This window comes from Cloacibacterium caeni (assembly GCF_907163105.1).
In the GTDB taxonomy this organism is placed as follows: Bacteria; Bacteroidota; Bacteroidia; order Flavobacteriales; family Weeksellaceae; genus Cloacibacterium; species Cloacibacterium caeni_A.
In genome coordinates, this window is the sequence record NZ_OU015321.1 from 2328794 (window position 1) to 2345964 (window position 17171).

The 17171-nt window shown below is 32.7% G+C and carries 13 protein-coding genes; 5 read left to right on the plus strand and 8 right to left on the minus strand.

The genetic code is table 11. The features are described 5' to 3' along the window. Position 1: 1 nt before the first annotated feature. The 3 genes from KKQ76_RS10880 to surE form a co-directional block, all read right to left on the minus strand. On the minus strand, positions 2-991 hold the full coding sequence (locus tag KKQ76_RS10880; RefSeq protein ID WP_213197161.1) for a restriction endonuclease: 990 nt from the start codon (positions 989-991) through the stop codon (positions 2-4). Beyond that, positions 991-2085, minus strand: coding sequence for a DNA methyltransferase (locus tag KKQ76_RS10885; protein ID WP_213197162.1), 1095 nt, complete (start codon positions 2083-2085; stop codon positions 991-993). The genes KKQ76_RS10880 and KKQ76_RS10885 overlap by 1 nt, the downstream gene beginning before the upstream one ends. Positions 2086-2193: 108 nt before the next feature. Then, a complete protein-coding gene (gene surE / locus KKQ76_RS10890; protein WP_213197163.1) occupies positions 2194-2967 on the minus strand; it encodes a 5'/3'-nucleotidase SurE in 774 nt (257 codons plus the stop codon). Between the two features lie 414 nt (positions 2968-3381). Here surE and KKQ76_RS10895 point away from each other — a divergent pair, with 414 nt between their 5' ends. After that, on the plus strand, positions 3382-5661 hold the full coding sequence (locus KKQ76_RS10895; protein WP_069799904.1) for a DUF5686 family protein: 2280 nt from the start codon (positions 3382-3384) through the stop codon (positions 5659-5661). 165 nt (positions 5662-5826) lie between these two features. Beyond that, positions 5827-7947 (plus strand): carboxy terminal-processing peptidase, encoded by a 2121-nt coding sequence (locus KKQ76_RS10900; protein ID WP_213197164.1) that lies wholly within the window; start codon positions 5827-5829, stop codon positions 7945-7947. Positions 7948-7998: 51 nt separating this feature from the next. Here KKQ76_RS10900 and KKQ76_RS10905 read toward each other — a convergent pair whose 3' ends face one another. After that, positions 7999-8511, minus strand: coding sequence for a methylated-DNA--[protein]-cysteine S-methyltransferase (locus tag KKQ76_RS10905; protein ID WP_246501396.1), 513 nt, complete (start codon positions 8509-8511; stop codon positions 7999-8001). A 206-nt stretch (positions 8512-8717) separates the two neighbouring features. On the opposite strand from KKQ76_RS10905, the gene KKQ76_RS10910 reads away from it, so the two are divergent. Next, a complete protein-coding gene (locus tag KKQ76_RS10910; RefSeq protein WP_069799908.1) occupies positions 8718-8972 on the plus strand; it encodes a FeoA family protein in 255 nt (84 codons plus the stop codon). A 32-nt stretch (positions 8973-9004) separates the two neighbouring features. Next, positions 9005-11047, plus strand: coding sequence for a ferrous iron transport protein B (feoB, locus tag KKQ76_RS10915; protein WP_213197165.1), 2043 nt, complete (start codon positions 9005-9007; stop codon positions 11045-11047). A gap of 31 nt (positions 11048-11078) precedes the next feature. Here the strand turns inward: feoB and KKQ76_RS10920 are convergent, their stop codons facing one another. Then, positions 11079-11579 carry a ferritin gene (locus KKQ76_RS10920; protein ID WP_213197166.1) on the minus strand — a complete coding sequence of 167 codons (501 nt, stop codon included), beginning with the start codon at positions 11577-11579 and terminating at the stop codon, positions 11079-11081. 558 nt (positions 11580-12137) lie between these two features. Then, the gene (locus KKQ76_RS10925; protein ID WP_213197167.1) at positions 12138-13835 is read right to left on the minus strand and encodes a M14 family zinc carboxypeptidase; all 1698 of its coding nucleotides are present in this window, start codon (positions 13833-13835) and stop codon (positions 12138-12140) included. 54 nt (positions 13836-13889) lie between these two features. Between KKQ76_RS10925 and KKQ76_RS10930 the strand changes: the two genes are divergently transcribed. Further along, positions 13890-14690 (plus strand): hypothetical protein, encoded by an 801-nt coding sequence (locus KKQ76_RS10930; protein WP_213197168.1) that lies wholly within the window; start codon positions 13890-13892, stop codon positions 14688-14690. 72 nt (positions 14691-14762) lie between these two features. On the opposite strand, the gene lepA is transcribed toward KKQ76_RS10930, so the two are convergent. Both lepA and KKQ76_RS10940 read right to left on the minus strand, forming a co-directional pair. Continuing rightward, entirely contained in the window at positions 14763-16559 is a 1797-nt protein-coding gene (lepA, locus tag KKQ76_RS10935; protein WP_213197169.1) for a translation elongation factor 4, read from the minus strand. Positions 16560-16655: 96 nt separating this feature from the next. Beyond that, a complete protein-coding gene (locus KKQ76_RS10940; RefSeq protein ID WP_213197170.1) occupies positions 16656-17168 on the minus strand; it encodes a hypothetical protein in 513 nt (170 codons plus the stop codon). Positions 17169-17171: the final 3 nt, after the last annotated feature.

A 17171-nucleotide genomic window follows, 5' to 3' on the forward strand; every position in this document is an offset into this window, starting at 1 on the left:
TTTATTTTTCTCTTAATCTATCTATTGGATAAGTTTTACCATCTTTTTCATCAATGAATTTCCAAAATTTCCAACCATTCACAGGCAATCCATTTTGAACCTTTGTTCCTGCTGCTGAAGGAGATTTAAAAACTTCATTATTGTATATCACTTTTGAAGGGGAAAAATAAATTGCATAATGTTCTTGTCCTTTGTATTTAGTGAAGATTTCAATTCCTTCTTCATCAACTTCTACTTGTCCAGGAATATCTATAAGTCCATTTTCATCATCTATGTCATAGATAATGACTTCTTCGGCTGTAACGCCAATTCCATAATCACAAAGTATATCAACAAATTCTTTTCCGTTAATTAGCGAAATAGGTGCTTTATATGGGTCGTTTGCTTCTTCTATTGATGGTTTTGAAAAATCAGATGTTGTTATAAATAAACCTGTTTGGTGTGGCCTTAAACTACCTCTAAGTTCAGAAATACTAGCTCTTTGCACATTATTTCTCCATCTTTTTACTTGAACACATACACTGTTTTTAATAGCTCCTGCAACAACAAGTTCGCCAGTTACATCTATTCCTCCATCTCCTGACTTGCTTGTAACTGTAATGTTTTCAAAGCCAAGATTCCTCAAAACTTCACCAACTAATTCTTCGAAACTAAATGGTGGCATTGCTAATAATGCTTCGAGTAATTGTCGTTTTACTTGATTATTCTTGTCTCGTATTTCAGCAAATATTCCTTTGGGTTCATTTTCCGATAATCCATATTGTCCTTTTCCGTATGTTATGAATTTTGATTCTTCTCCTTCTATTTTGCTTTTTCTTATATCCGCATTAATTGCAGATGAAATATTGCCAGAGATAATTAAATCATCACTTTCAATTAAACCAAGTTTAAAAGCCCTTTTTGCGATAACCTTGTAATGAAGTGAACGAGCTTTATTTTCTTCTTTAAGAATTTTATAAGCAATATCTAAATATGTCAATGTATCTGCCATTATGCTGCGGATTTAATTGCGTTAGGGATAGAAGTGGAAAGCCCGCAGCGTAGCGAGGACTTGGAACGAATAACCCGACCCGATAGGGGAACGCCCAAATAAAAAAAATTGTCAAGAATTACATCACCAGGTTTGGTGTAAGTTTTTATTAAATATCTACCCAGTTCAATTGGCTTTTGTGTTGAGTGCAAAACAGGACCTTCAGATTCAGCTGTTTTTACATATACAAAATCGTCAACGGGTTGTTCTTCGTAACAAACAACATCATTCGGGTATCTCTCACCATTACTTTTAACGTGTCTCGGTTTGAAATCTCCATAACTACCTGTGTATTGGTCTTTTCTAATGCCTTTATCGTATGGTTCGCCTACTGTCATTTGAGGATTGTATGTTGGTTGTTTCTTGTAAAAAATACAGATGTCCTCATGTTTGCGTAGCGGTTGTTTTTTAGCATTTAAAAAGTTGGTTGATTTTGATTTTATCCAAGTAATTTTATACTTAAATAATTTCTCGTTGCTTAAAATCAATTTTGCAGTAAAAATTCCTTGGGAAGTCAAAACTATTGCACCATTATCTTTGATTATTCTCTCATATTCAGCCCAAAGTTTCTGTAAATCAATTACAGAGTCCCATTTGTTTTGCGTTGTACCATAAGGTAAATCACAAAGTATCATATCTATGGATTTATTAGGAATTGATTGCATTACTTCCAAACAATCACCTTGAACTACTTTGTTTACAAAGTCGTTAATTTTTCTTTTTTGTTTGTGTTCATTAAGGGATAATACAAAATCATTTGTTTGTCCGTTTGAACTTGTTCCGTATTTTATTTTATCTTCTGCTATCTGCATTGCTTGCAATGCAAAATCTTCGTCTTTTACTTCATAAAGAAGTTTGTCGCTAAGCCACTGAACGATAATCTCATTTTTTTCAGTTTTATAATATTTGCAAAGTTGGTTTACTTGCTCTCTTGTAGGCAAGCGTTTACCATTTTCTATTCGACTAAGAACAGCTTTACTTATCCCTGTCCTTTTGGTTATGTCTTCCAAAAGTAAGTTGCTTTCTTCTCTTATTTTTTTTAAAAGTAGTTCCAATTGTCTGCATAATTAATTAATTTGCCAAATTTTGGCAAATTTAATCAATGATTTTCGATAGCCAAAGTTTAAGTATAATTTCTTTCTATTTTTTCGACCGATGATATTTCATATAGGAGTATTCAAAACCTCTCCCAACTCCTGCAAATATTCGTGGGCAGTTAAATCAAATTTCACGGGAACTACAGAGATGTAACCATCGGCAAGTGCGTTTTCATCGGCATCTTTTCCTTCGTCTTGGTTGTTAAAATAACCAGTGAGCCAATAGTATTTTTTGCCGTGAGGATTTACACGTTCGTCAAAGCTTTCTTCCCATTTTGCTTGGGCTTGTCTGCAAACTTTGATGCCTTTTATTTCTTCTTTTTTCAGTTTCGGGATGTTCACATTCAGCACAATTCCTTTTGGTAAAGGATTTTCTAAAACTTTTTTCACAATATTCTGGATATAGTCTTTGCATTGTGAGAAATCTGCATCCCACGCAAAATCCAGCAGAGAAAATCCTATAGACTGTAAACCTTCTACACCTGCTTCTACTGCGGCAGACATGGTACCAGAATAAATGACATTAATCGAAGAATTGGCACCGTGATTAATTCCCGAAACCACTAAATCTGGTTTTCTGGTCAAGACTTTATCTAAAGCAAATTTTACGCAATCTACAGGAGTTCCGCTCAGTGAATAATCACGCTGAGGTCCTTCTAAATTGATTTCTTCGAAAGTAAGGGTAGAATTGATGGTAATGGCATGTCCTTTTCCAGATTGTGGAGAATTGGGTGCTACAACCACAACTTCGCCTATTTCGTTCATAAAGTTTACCAGATTTCTAATTCCTGGTGCGGTAATTCCGTCATCATTGGTAACTAATATCAAAGGTTTTTTCATTCTAAAAATTATTTTTATTGATTTTTGTAGTTTCGCAAACTTTTTTGGGGATTGATTATCAATTTAATTAGTGCGATTTTCTTCTTAAAATTAGATTTCAGACAAAATTAATTTATTAAAAACAGATTTTTACTATAAAATGGTAAGATTATTGCTTTTTTAATCCGATTAATTTTTTCGTAATTTTTGAAGAATATTTTGTTTGTCATACAAAACACAGGCCTAATTGTTTTCTGAAGTGCGAAAACACAGTTTTCAGAATAAAAACGAAAGTTTTTTCGTTTAATGATTGTATTTATAAATTTTAAATATAATGAATAATGAAATTTTGGTTACAAAAATAAATCAAAATTAATATTAATTTGCGCCCTTGTTTATTAACAAAAATTGAAAGGATATTTAATACCGAAGAATATGAACTATTTTAAACTACTTTTAGTCTTTACTTTTCTTATACCAATTGTAGCTTTTTCTCAGATTAAAGAGAAAAATATTGATGCAGTAGTTATAAAATCTTCAAAAAAGAAATTGAAGAAAAAAGACAATCCTGCATACGAAATCTTGCAACAAGTGTGGAAACACAAGAAAAACAATGGTCTTTCTCAGTTTCAAGACTATCAGTATAATGAGTACGAAAAAATACAGGTAGATGTTATTAATTTAGACAGTACTTTTACGCAAAAGAAAATTTTCAACAAAGTAGATTTTATTTTTAAATATGCGGATACTGTTGATAATAAATTGTCTTTACCTATTTATTTTAATGAAACGGTCTATAAAAATTGGGGTAAAAAAGAACCTGTAAAAAAAGAGAAAAAAGAAGTTTTAGCCAATAAAGCTTCAGGATTTTCTAGTAACGAAGTAGTCGCCAATACTGCTAAAAACCTTTATAAAGACATTAATATTTATGATAATATTCTGAATTTCTTTAACATAGGCTTTACAAGTCCTGTTGCGAAGGATGGTTTTATGAGTTATGATTATGAACTTTTATCAGACCAAAATTACAATAGTGTAGATTGTTATAGAATAAAATATACTCCAAAAAGAAAAGATGTTTTGTCTATTTATGGGATGTTGTATATTTCTAAAGAAAATTATGCGGTTGTAAGAGCTACTTTGAAATCTAGCAAAAACCTAAACGTAAATTTTGTGAACAATTTTTATAATGAGTTGGATTTTGATAACCCAAATGATAGTATTTTCTTGCCAAAGAAAAATTATCAGGAAATACAAATGTCTATCTTAAGTAAAAAAGACAAGTCTAAAAGCTTGGTAATCAAAAAGAATACTACTTTTTCTGATTATTTATTCAATCAAAATTTAAAAGATGAGGTATTTGAACAGAAAACGGAATTTCTAAGCGATGAACAGTTGCAAAAAGACGAAAATTTTTGGGAAGAAAACAGAAAAACACCACTTTCTGAATCAGAAAAGAACATTTATGTAATGATGGATGAGCTTAATAATGTTCCGAAATTTAAAAGAGCTGTAAAGCTTTATGAAACGCTTGCATCTGGCTATTACAACGTTGGGAACGCTATTGATATTGGCGATTTGTATTCTACCATTGGTTTTAATGATGTTGAAGGCTTTAGGGTGAGGGTTGGCGCAAGAACCTTTTTTTCGCCAAATGATATGTGGAGGGCTGCATTTTATACCGCCTACGGATTTAAAGACGGGCAGATAAAATACGGTTTCGAGGCCAGAAAAATGTTCAACCGAGATAATAGATTTACCATAGGAATTGGCACCAGAAGAGATGTAATGCAATTAGGCGCGCAACTTACTACAGATGAGGGAATTATGACGCGTTCTTTTGCCTCTTCAGGAGTTCTTAATTCAGGGAATAATTTTAATTTAAGTTCTGTAAATCAGACCAGTGCATTTGCAGCTATAGACCCTTTTAAAAATTTTACGGTAAGATTAGACGCAACATATCAAACCATAAAATCTGCCAATCCGACTAAATTTTCGCTGGATTTTTATCAAAATAACCAACTTTTTTCAGAACTTAAAGATAGTAAACTAGCACTGAGCATTACCGCAAGACCTGGCGCAAAATTCTCACAATATGGTGTAGATCGTTACGAACATAGTACTTTGGCGCCAACATTTGTTTTGAAATATACCAGAGGTTTAGAAGGCGTTTTCAATGCAGATTTTAATTACAATAAATTGCAGTTTTACTATTATCAGCCATTTTTATTGAAGAGTTTCGGAAGATTAATTCTGAATGTAGAAGCGGGTAAAAACTTCAATACGGTTCCTTTGGCTTTGCAAAATGTAATCCCAGGCAATCAATCTTACGGGCTTACGCCCAACACGTTTTCATTACTCAATTATTATGAATTTGTTACGGATGAGTACCTTAGTTTTCAGGCCGAACATCATTTTAATGGAAAATTACTTTCTTATATTCCCTTAATTAAAAAACTGAAATTGAGAGAAGTAGCATTTTACAGAACCGCAATCGGTAGTTTAAGCGATGCGTCTAAAAATATTAATTCTACCAATATCTTGCTTTCTGCGCCACATCAAAAACCTTATTACGAGTATGGCTTTGGGATTGAAAATATTGGTTTCGGGAACATCAGAATGCTGAGAATAGATTTCAATTGGAGAGGCAATTATTTAGAAAATCCAGGTGCACAAAAATTTGGGATTAAATTCGGATTACAGTATAATTATTAAGAAAAATACATTCTTGTTTCTGTAAATTTTTAAAATCGAAGAAAAAAATCAAAAAAATATATCATATTTTTAAATAAGACATTAAATTTGAGCTTTATTTAAAAATGTATTCTGTAACAAAGCAATAGTTAACCCAACTTATTGTAAATAATTTTATTAAAAAATATGTTCAAAAAATTCAAACTCAATAGACTTTTATTTTTTGCGCCACTTGTAACGCTAATGTTCTGTTTCAATGCACCGCAGAATGATGACGAGAAGATGCAAACGATTATGATAAGTGTAAAAAATACGCTTTCTTATCTGCATTATTCACCTAAGCCGATTAATGATGCTTATTCTGCTGATGTTTATGATAAATACATGGAAATGATAGACCCAGGAAAAAGATTTTTCCTGCAATCAGAAGTAGATGAATTCAGCAAACACAGAACCAAATTAGATGATTATCTGAACAGAGGCGACCTAACTTTTTATAAGTTGACGGTTGATAAATTGTACGACAGAACCGCAGAAATCGAAAAATATTCTCAGGAAATCTTGAGCAAACCCATTAATTTTGAAGAAAATGATGAATTAATTCTGGAGCCAAAACTGAAAAAATATCCTCAGAATCAAGAAGAATTAAAAAACGAGTGGAAAAAATTCATCAAGTACAATATTCTTCAAGAAATAGAAACGCTCAATGCGAAAGAAGAAACGCAACGTGAGAAGAAAGACAGTGTAAACCGTCTGAAACTGAAAGATACCATCAAGTTAGAAATTCTTACACCTGCGCAGAAACAAGTAAAAGCGACGGAAGAAGTAAAAGATTTAATGACTTCTATGTTTAAGAGATTCCAAAAGCGTAAAAAAATGGATTGGTTCTCTGTTTACATGAACGCTTACACAGAAGTTTTTGATCCTCATACCAATTATTTTTCACCTCAAGACAAAGAAGATTTTGATGTGAATTTCGTAGGAAAAGTAATTGGAATTGGGGCAACGATTCAAGAAAGCAAAGGAAAAATAAAAATCGGAACATTGGTAGTTGGAGCTCCAGCTTGGAAATCGAAACAGATTTCAGAAGGAGACGAAATTCTAAAAGTTCAGTCTAAAAAAGGAGAAGAACCAATTAATGTAACGGGAATGTTGGTAGATGAAGCGGTGCGTTTTATCCGTGGCGAAAAAGGAACAGAAGTAGTTCTTACGCTCAAGAAAAAAGACGGAACCATCAAAGAAGTGAAAATGATCCGTGAAGAAGTAGCGATAGAAGACACTTTTGCGAGAAGTATCATCATCAATGGAGCGAATGGAAAAAAATATGGATTCATCAATTTACCAAGTTTCAATGCAGATTTTGAAGATGCTAAAGGAAGAAATGCTTCAGACGATATAAAAGCAGAACTCATTAAACTAAAAGCACAAAATGTAGAAGGAATTATTCTTGATTTAAGAAATAACGGAGGCGGTTCTCTTACCGAAGTGGTAGATATTATGGGACTTTTCATGAATAACGGACCTGTAGTTCAGGTAAAAGACGGAAATGGTAGAGTTCAGGTAATGAGAAACAAACAAAATGACCCAATTTGGACTGGGCCTTTGGTAATCATGCAAAACGAACTTTCGGCTTCGGCTTCTGAAATTTTAGCAGGTGCGATGAAAGATTACGGAAGAGCAGTGATTGTTGGTTCTCCTAATTCTTTCGGGAAAGGAACAGTACAGACTTTCGTAGAACTGAATAGATTTTTAAACAGTACAGATGATTTCGGTTCATTGAAATTAACCATTCAGAAATTCTATAGAATTAATGGAAAATCTACCCAGTTAAAAGGTGTAGAGTCTGATATCCCGATGAAAGATGTATTCTCTTATGAAGAAATCGGCGAAAGATTTGATAATTATGCTTTACCTTGGGATCAAGTAAACTCTAGCAGTTTTACGGTGAGTAATCCAATAAATGTTGCAGATTTGGCTAAAAACAGTCAGTCAAGAATGGCTCAAAATAAATTTTATCAATTGTTGCTAGAATCTGCACAGTGGAGAGAAAAATTAGACAAAGAAGAAAAGATTTCTCTTAATCTAAAAGATTTTGAAGCAGTAATGAAAACCAGAAAAGCACAGATTGATAAATTCAAACCATTGATTAAATACAATAACGGATTGAACTTCGCGCTTCACGCAGACGAAGTTACTAGAGGAAAAACTGATGAGGTTTTCGCTAAAAAATCTGAAAACTGGATGAAAAATCTGAAAAGAGATATTTACCTACAAGAAACCGTAAATATTATCTCTGAACTGAAATAAACATCTTTGATGTATTTATAACTCCTCCAAATTTTTGGAGGAGTTTTTTATTTAGAACGTCAATTCTATTCCTTCAAGTTTTAAAAGTGCGGCTTTTCTATCTACACCACCAGCATAACCAGTAAGCGAAAGGTTTTTGCCAATTACTCGGTGACAAGGAACCACCAAGCATAATTTATTTCTAGAATTGGCGTTGGCAACTGCTCTTACCGATTTTGGGCGATTCATGGCATCGGCTTGAGATTGATAACTTCTGTACTCTCCAAAACTGATGCTTTGCAACTCTTCCCAAACTTTTTTCTGAAAATCTGTACCGGTAAATTCTACTGGAACGGTAAATTTTGTCAATTTTCCTTTAAAATATTGGCTCAATTCCTTTTCTAGAAGTTTTAAAACTCTGTTATTGGATGTTTTGATGACGCCATAACCTTGCGAAATTTCTTCCATGTGCTTTTCAAAATATTTAGAATCTTCAAAATCGAGAAGAAGCAAGGCATTTTGATTGGCAAAAGCCACCATTTTACCTAGAGGAGTTTCGTATGATTTGGTGTACAGCATATTCATAATGAATGAGTTTTCAACAAATTTAGGAAGAATTTTTGCGAAAAGAAGGTTTAATTTTTAAAATACTTTTTCATTTCATCAATTTGAGTATTGTTTTTCGTGAGAATATGTTTTTAATCAGCAATTCTTTTGAAAAAAATTATAGAAGTCTTATTTAGAATTAAAATAAATAAAGTATATTTGCTCCTCAATTAATTATAGAAATCTTGCAAACAAATATTTCAAATAAATTGTGCTGTTTTCCTCGAAATAAAAAGGGGAAAATCAAAGGTTATGATAACGAAAACTTGCAGATGCCCAATAAGATTATCGAAATGGGATTATTGCCAGAAACATCATTCGTCATCTTACATCAAGCGCCTTTTAGCGGTCCTCTGTACATAGAATACGGAGAAGAAAAAACGAGAGTTGCCCTTCGTGAAGAAGAAGCGAGATTTATTTTCGTAGAACCAGAAAATTAAACCAAAATTTCTACTGAAATTTGGAAAACCATATGCCGAACTCAGCAAAAAAACAAAAACATATTCTTTTGGTAGGAAATCCTAATGTAGGAAAATCTACCATCTTCAATTTGCTTTGTAACAAAAACCAAAAAACCGGCAATTACGCTGGCGTTACTGTTGCTTCACACGAAGGAACTTACCTATACAAAGACGAAGAAGTAGAAATTGTTGATTTGCCAGGTTCTTACAGCATTTATCCCACTTCTGAAGACGAGGCTATTTTCACTAAATATTTGATTGAAGAACAAGAAAAATACAGCGGTGTAATTTACATTGCAGATGCGCTGAATCTCAAAAGAAGCTTACTGCTTTATCAGCAAATCAAAGATTTGGGAATTCCTGTTTTGATGGTGATTAACCAAGTCGATTTGGCGGAGAAAAGAGGTTTACACATCGATTCTAAAAAACTGAGCGAACTTCTAGGTCAAAATATTCTAGAAACCAATGCCAAAAAAAATATTGGGATTGATGAAATAAGAGAATCTATTTTTAAAGATGAATTTTCGGTTTCGGATAAGCCTTATTTTGATATTCCTTCAGAAAATTTAGGATTGGTTTTCAAGATTTCAAGACAAATCGAAGAGAATAATTTCTATAAAGTTTGGACGCTTATTGCTGCAGATACTTATCTCGGCAAATTAGAAAGTGTAAAAACACAACTGAATCAAGAAGACAGAAAATGTATGGTTCCGAAGCGTTTACAAGTGCAGGAAACCATCAGAAGATACCAACAAATAGACGGAATTATTTCGCAAACGATTTCTAAAAAACCTCAGTTCAAGGAACTTCTCACCGAAAAATTAGATAAAGTTTTAGTACATCCTGTTTTAGGATATTTGGTTTTTGGGATTATTTTACTCACCATTTTCCAAAGTGTTTTTTTCATCGCAGAATATCCTATGAATTGGATTGATGCTGCTTTTGCATGGCTATCAGAAACTTCCAGAACTTGGCTTCCAGAAGGTCCATTGAATTCATTAATTTCTGACGGAATTATTCCAGGAATAGGCGGAATAGTGATTTTTGCCCCACAAATTGGGATTCTTTTATATTTCTTGTATTTATTAGAAGATTCTGGTTACATGGCGAGAGTTATTTTCTTGATGGACAGATTCTTACGACCGTTTGGTTTAAACGGAAAAAGTATTGTTCCGCTCGTTTCGGGAACAGCTTGTGCGATTCCTGCAATTATGAGTACCAGAAACATCGAAAACGTAAAAGAGCGATTGATTACAATTTTGATTACACCTTTTATGACGTGTTCTGCAAGACTTCCGGTTTACAGCATCATTATTTCGCTTATTTTTACCGATGGAACTTTCTTTGGCGTAAAATATAAAGCGATTGCACTTCTAGGAATGTATTTCTTAGGATTTGCGACTTCGCTTTTAGCCGCATTTATTTTAAAATATTTCATTAAAAATAAAGGAAAAACCTTCTTGGTAATGGATTTGCCAACTTATAAAATGCCACTTTGGAAATATGATTTCAAATTGGTTTTAGGTAAAGTTTGGGAATTTATTACGGGAGCTGGAAAAATCATTTTGGCGGTAAGTGTAATTCTTTGGTTTTTAAGTTATTTCGGACCGAAGGATGATTTCCATATTTTGGAACATCATTCAGATGTGAAATTAGAAAATTCTTATTTGGCTAAAATCGGCAAGCAAATGGAACCTGTGATTTCACCATTGGGTTACGATTGGAAAATGGGAGTAGGAATTCTTACCAGTTTTGCAGCGAGAGAAGTGTTTGTTGGCACAATGTCAACACTTTACAGTCTTGATGATGATGCACCAGAAAAATCGGTCATCGAAAAAATGAGAAGTGATGTAAAACCGAATGGCGAGAAAGTATTCAGTTTTGCAACAGGACTTTCCATACTTATATTCTACGCTTTTGCGATGCAATGTATCTCTACGATTGCAGTAGTCTATAGAGAAACAAAATCTTGGAAATGGACGGCGATTCAGTTGGTTTTCATGTCTGGTTTAGCTTATCTAGCTTCCATGTTGGTTTACCAATTTTTCAAATAAAAAAAACTGCTTTTAAAAGCAGTTTTTCATTTTATTCAGCTACGAAAACGCGTTTCGCCAGTTCTTGATCAAAAAGATACAAAGCAGAAGGATTGTCTTTAACCATTTTAATTTTCGAAATCAATTGAGAAGCATTGGCTTCTTCTTCTACCTGTTCATTCACAAACCATTGTAAGAAAGCTGCAGTAGAGTAATCTCCTGCGTCATTAGCAGCTTTTACAATGTCAAAAATACTTTTGGTTACTAATTTTTCGTGCTCTAAAGCTTTTTCAAAAATTTCTAAAGCATCTTTGAAATCATGAGGAGGTTGTTTTACTTCTTGTAGTACAATTCTTCCACCGATATCGTTCAAATAATCAAAGAATTTTTCTGAATGCATCAGTTCTTCTTTAGATTGAACTCTGAAATAATTGGCAATTCCGTCTAAATCTTGTTCTAAGAACCAAGCGCTCATCGATAGATACAATTGCGCCGCATATTGTTCTTTTGCAATTTGCTGATTCAGCAAATCAAATATATAATCTCTGTTCATAATAAATGAATTTATTCAAAGATAAGAAAGAAATGTGATTTAGTTTTAAGAAATTTTATCTCTTCCTGGGCATTTTTTACATCTTTTCCCTTTCTTAAATTTCTTGCAACATTTCTTTTTACCACAATATTGTTCGTAGTTTTTGCTCTCAAAAGTTGGAACAACAAGATTGAAATAAGGGTTAGTTCTGAAATCCATGTTACAAATTTAATCTTTATTTAGAATAATTCAAAATAATTATGTAATTTTGTCATAAGATTTTTGTCATGGAAAGTTTAGTCCTTCAATACGTTATCATTTTTGCGGCTTTATTAGCGGCAAGTTATTCTATTTATAAAATTATTAAAAAAACTTTTTCTCCAAAAAAATTTGATAGTAAAAGAACGCATTGCGACAAAGATTGTGGCTGTTCTTGATTTTTAAAACGTTGAAAACCTTTTTTTAACATTAAGAGTTTATTAAGGAATTAAGAAAAATAAGTTTCCATTCTTCGAGATTTTTTCTTAATAAACTTAATCTCTTAATTCTTGCTTAATGGTTTAAAAATCTATTTTTAAATTACCGAATTCTATAAATAGGATATTGATTTACAGTACCTTCGTAATATTCAGAATTTTTGTACACCCAATCTAATTGCGCTGCTCCATCTTCTGCAAATTTAGCATCTGAAGCTTTTTTCAGTTCAAAAGCAGTTTTTAACGCTTTGTTGGTTTTTAATAATTCGGCAGCAGTATCTTCGAAAACGTAGTCAGAAAAATACTCTTTTTGTCCCAAAATTCCATCGAAATAGTTCCAATTGAAATAAGAGTCAACTGCTTCTGGTTCCAGAGTTTCTAAAAGGAATTTAACGCCTTCTTGTTTTGTAGAAACCAAATAATCTCCTTTTCTGAATTTTTTAGTCTTTAATTCTGATGAAACTTGAGTATCAAAATGTAAGTAATGACCTTCGTAAGGATTTTTTACGGTTTTAAAATCTACGATTTTATAAGACTCAACTGTTATCAAAGAATCTGATTGTAATTCTTTGAATTTGATTTGATTGCGTTTTAAATTTTCTATGATTTTCCCTTCAGATTTTGGAATCACGTAATAAGTTGGGATTGTAATTTCTTTATCAGCTTTGTAAGTGTCAAAGAATTTTACTTTTCTGGTGAAAGGTTTATTTCTGTCGTAGAAAAGTCTTGGTTTTCCAGAAATTTCACTTGGTTTTTTTCCAGCTTCATAACCTTTGAAATCAATAAAACTGTATTTTGTACTGTCTAATTTCCAACGAATTGCGTATTTTTTATTTGGTAAATAATTGGTTAATTCTTCCATCATTTTTTTAGAAATATCTAAGTAATTTTCATCTACAAAATTGATGGAGTGTCTCATGTATTCATACGTTGCTTTTACGCGGTCTTGGTAAGGTTTTAGCATGTGCGTTTCTGCCACGGTTCCCGGAATATTGAAAAGGGTAGTGTAACCTGTTGCATAACGAGGAGAATCCATAAATGCTGGAAATCCTTCATCGGGAGAATCTCCGTGAATATTGACGTAAGGAACGTTCAAAATTTTAGATTTCTCCATATTTTGAATCAGTTTCGGTTGCATTTCATTGTGAAAATACGTTCCGAGAGAATTGCCCAATCTTTCTTTATTGGTAGAAATATACGTGAAAGTGTACTGATAATCTGCTCCATTACTTACGTGATTATCAATGAAATAAATCGGTTTTAGCCAATGAAAAATCTCTTGAAAAGCTTTGGCATTTTCTGTATCATTTTTGATGAAATCTCTGTTCAAATCAAAATTTCTGGCATTCCCACGAAAACCGTGTTCTTCTGGTCCGTTTTGATTAGCTCTTGAAAATTTCCCTCTTCTCAGCATTCCAGAAATATTATACGCTTCTATAGCTACAACTTTGGTGTTTTGTGGAACTTTTATTTTTCCTAAAGCCAAATCTCGCATCAGCATCATTGTAGCATCAATTCCGTCACTTTCACCAGGATGAATTCCATTATTGATGAAAATTACGTGAATATTTTGTTTTTTTGAGTTATCAAAAATTACGACTCTAATAGGTTCTCCGTTGTCATCTTTTCCTTTTTCTACTACAGAAATGCTTTCGAAGTTTTTGTCTAAATCGTCATAGAATTTCACCATTTCTTCGTAGGTGGTGGTTTGATTTCCGTTGCCTTTTTCGTAAGGTGTTTTGAAATCTTGAGCAAAAGAAAATACGGTTTGAAAGAGGAAAAGTAGCGTGATTTTTTTCATTGAATAGAAATTTAAGCGAAGGTATTAATTTTATATCTTTGATAAAACTAAAAAATGAAAACATTCTATCTTCTATTTATTTCAATGTTAATCATTAGTTGTCAAGAGAAAACTTTTGCTGATGACATTACCCTGGTTTACCCGAAAAATACTCAAATGAAAATACAGGAGTTTAATGAAGATGGTAATTTAGGTGGTGATAATTTAATATATGTTGGAAAAATTATTCCAAAAATTGATGTAAAATATTATGAAAGTATTCTACCACCACCTCCTCCTCCGAGGAAATTCAATAAGATAGATAAATCTTTTAATGAGATAATAAAAAAAGAAATTGATTCTATTTATTTAAGTCAAAAACCATATTTTAAACGAAATTTATTGAAAATTTCTTTGTCTAAAGAAAATGAGCCTTATGATTCTTTAACCAATAAAAATCTTGAAATCATTGTAAAACAAAAAGATACAATTCCTATTTATAAACAAGATTATATAAGCCATCAATTTAAAACGTTTAAAGCGTTTCCAGTTTTTATTAAAAATATTTCTAAAAAAACTTTAAAAATTCCAACCGAAGCTACAGGCGTAGCTTTTTATACTTTTGATAATGAGAGAAAAAATTTCTATTATCTCAGAAACAGTAATTATATGATTTGCGGAATAGAAACTAATTTCTATAGCTATTTTGAACTTAAACCCAACGAAATTTTAGTGTACGCTTACCCTTATTTCAAAAAAGGAAAAACGCATAAAGCTAAAGTGAAATTTTATGATGCTTCTTCCAAAGAATTTGATATTTCTATTGATTATAAAATTATTGAAAATCAAAGGAATAGATATATTATGGATTATTAGAAATAAAAAATCCACAGAAATTTCTGTGGATTGGTATTTAAAGTAAAGACAAGTCGCTACTTGTCCCTACGTTTAATCATTCAATTTCAAAACTGCCATAAATGCAGATTGTGGAACTTCGACTCTACCAATTTGCTTCATCTTTTTCTTTCCTTCTTTCTGCTTTTCTAGGAGTTTACGCTTTCTGGAAATATCACCACCATAACATTTTGCGGTAACGTCTTTTCTCAACGCTTTTACGTTTTCACGGGCGATAACTTTTGCACCAAGAGCAGCCTGAATTGCAATATCAAACTGTTGACGAGGAATCAATTCTCTTAGTTTTTCGCACATTTTTTTACCAATGTAATATGCGTTGCTGTCGTGAATTAACGAAGAAAGTGCATCTACCATATCTCCATTGATTAAAATGTCCATTTTCACCAATTTAGAAGCTCTAAAACCAATTGGATGGTAATCAAATGAAGCATAACCTTTAGAAATTGATTTTAATCTGTCATAAAAATCAAAAACAACTTCTGATAAAGGCATGTTAAATACCAATTCTACACGGTCTGAAGTCAAATAAGATTGGTTTACAATTTCGCCACGTTTTTCGATACAAAGCGTCATCACAGCACCTACAAAATCAGATTTTGTAATAATGGTAGCTTTGATATAAGGTTCTTCTACACGATCAAGAGCAATAGGATCCATCATTTCTGACGGGTTATTAATCAAAATCGGAACATTCGGTTCTTTTTTAGAATATCCGTAGTAAGAAACGTTAGGAACCGTAGTAATTACGTTCATGTTGAACTCTCTATCAAGACGTTCCTGTACAATTTCCATGTGAAGCATTCCTAAGAAACCACAACGGAAACCGAAACCAAGTGCTGCAGAACTTTCTGGCTCGAAAACCAAAGAAGCATCATTCAGTCTTAATTTTTCTAGAGAAAATCTTAATTCTTCAAAATCTTCAGATTCAATAGGATAAATTCCCGCGAAAACCATTGGTTTTACATCTTCGAAACCATCAATTGCTTCGGTTGCAGGATTTATCATAGAAGTAATGGTATCACCTACTTTTACTTCTCTAGCATCTTTAATCCCAGAAATAATATAGCCTACGTCTCCACATTTAATTTCAGATTTTGGAGCTTGTTTTAGTTTCAGCGTTCCTACTTCATCTGCTTCATAGACTTTATCCGTCGCCATGAATTTTACTTTCTCACCTTTAGAAATTTTACCGTTTACTACTTTAAAGTAAGCTTCAATTCCACGGAAAGGATTGTAAACAGAGTCAAAAATTAATGCTTGAAGCGGCGCATTTTCGTCACCTTTTGGCGCAGGAATTCTTTCTACAATTTGTTCAAGCAATTCATGAACACCAGCTCCTGTTTTCCCAGAAACACGCAAAACATCTTCTGGTTTACAACCCAAAAGATTTACGATTTCATCGGTAACTTCTTCCGGATTAGCAGAAGGTAAGTCTATTTTATTCAAGATTGGAATAATTTCCAAATCGTTTTCTAGCGCTAAATACAAGTTGCTAATCGTTTGTGCCTGAATGCTTTGTGCAGCATCTACAATGAGTAGTGCTCCTTCACAAGCAGCGATAGAACGAGATACTTCGTAAGAAAAATCTACGTGTCCCGGTGTATCGATCAGGTTGAGAATATATTTTTCGCCTTTATATTCATAATCCATTTGAATGGCGTGAGATTTTATGGTAATTCCACGCTCTTTTTCCAAATCCATATCGTCAAGAGTTTGCGCTTGCAACTCTCTTTGAGAAACCGTATTGGTATATTCTAAAAGTCTGTCAGCAAGGGTAGATTTCCCGTGGTCGATATGTGCGATTATGCAAAAATTTCTAATGTTCTTCATTCTTCTTTTTCAATGATTTGCAAAGATATTGATTTTAAGGTAAAATCCTAAAAATAAAAAACTCCGAATTGATTTTCGGAGTATATTTTAAAGATTTTAAGGATTTGGCATCGGTTCGCGACCTTTTGGTGGTCCCATTTTTTGTCTGCGTTCCATAAATTTTTCGCGCATTCTTCCTTCTTGATTAAAAAGTTTCAGCACTTGTTGAGGTGTTAAAATTTTGAGAAACTTATCAGCATAGACTTTTCGGTTGTTAAGCAGTTGTTGGCCTAAGTCAAAGCTTTGGTTCAGCATTTTCTTCGCTTCTGCATCAGAAAGGTTTTCTTGAGAGAAATCTGCTCTGAATTTATTTTTGATGGTTTTTTGACTTTCTAGATATTCTTTTAGAAGGATTTTAAAAGCTTCTTGTTTTTCAGCAGGGACTTGTAAATTTTTGATGGCCATCATGGTAGCCGCATCCTCCATCAATTGCTTTCTTTGCTCAGGAGACATTTGTCTGATGTATTCTCTGCGCTGTTCTGGTGTCATTTCTCTAAAATTTGGTTTTTCTTGAGCTTTAAAACTCATAAAGGTTCCAAAAAATAGAAGGGTATAGATAAAATTTTTCATAAT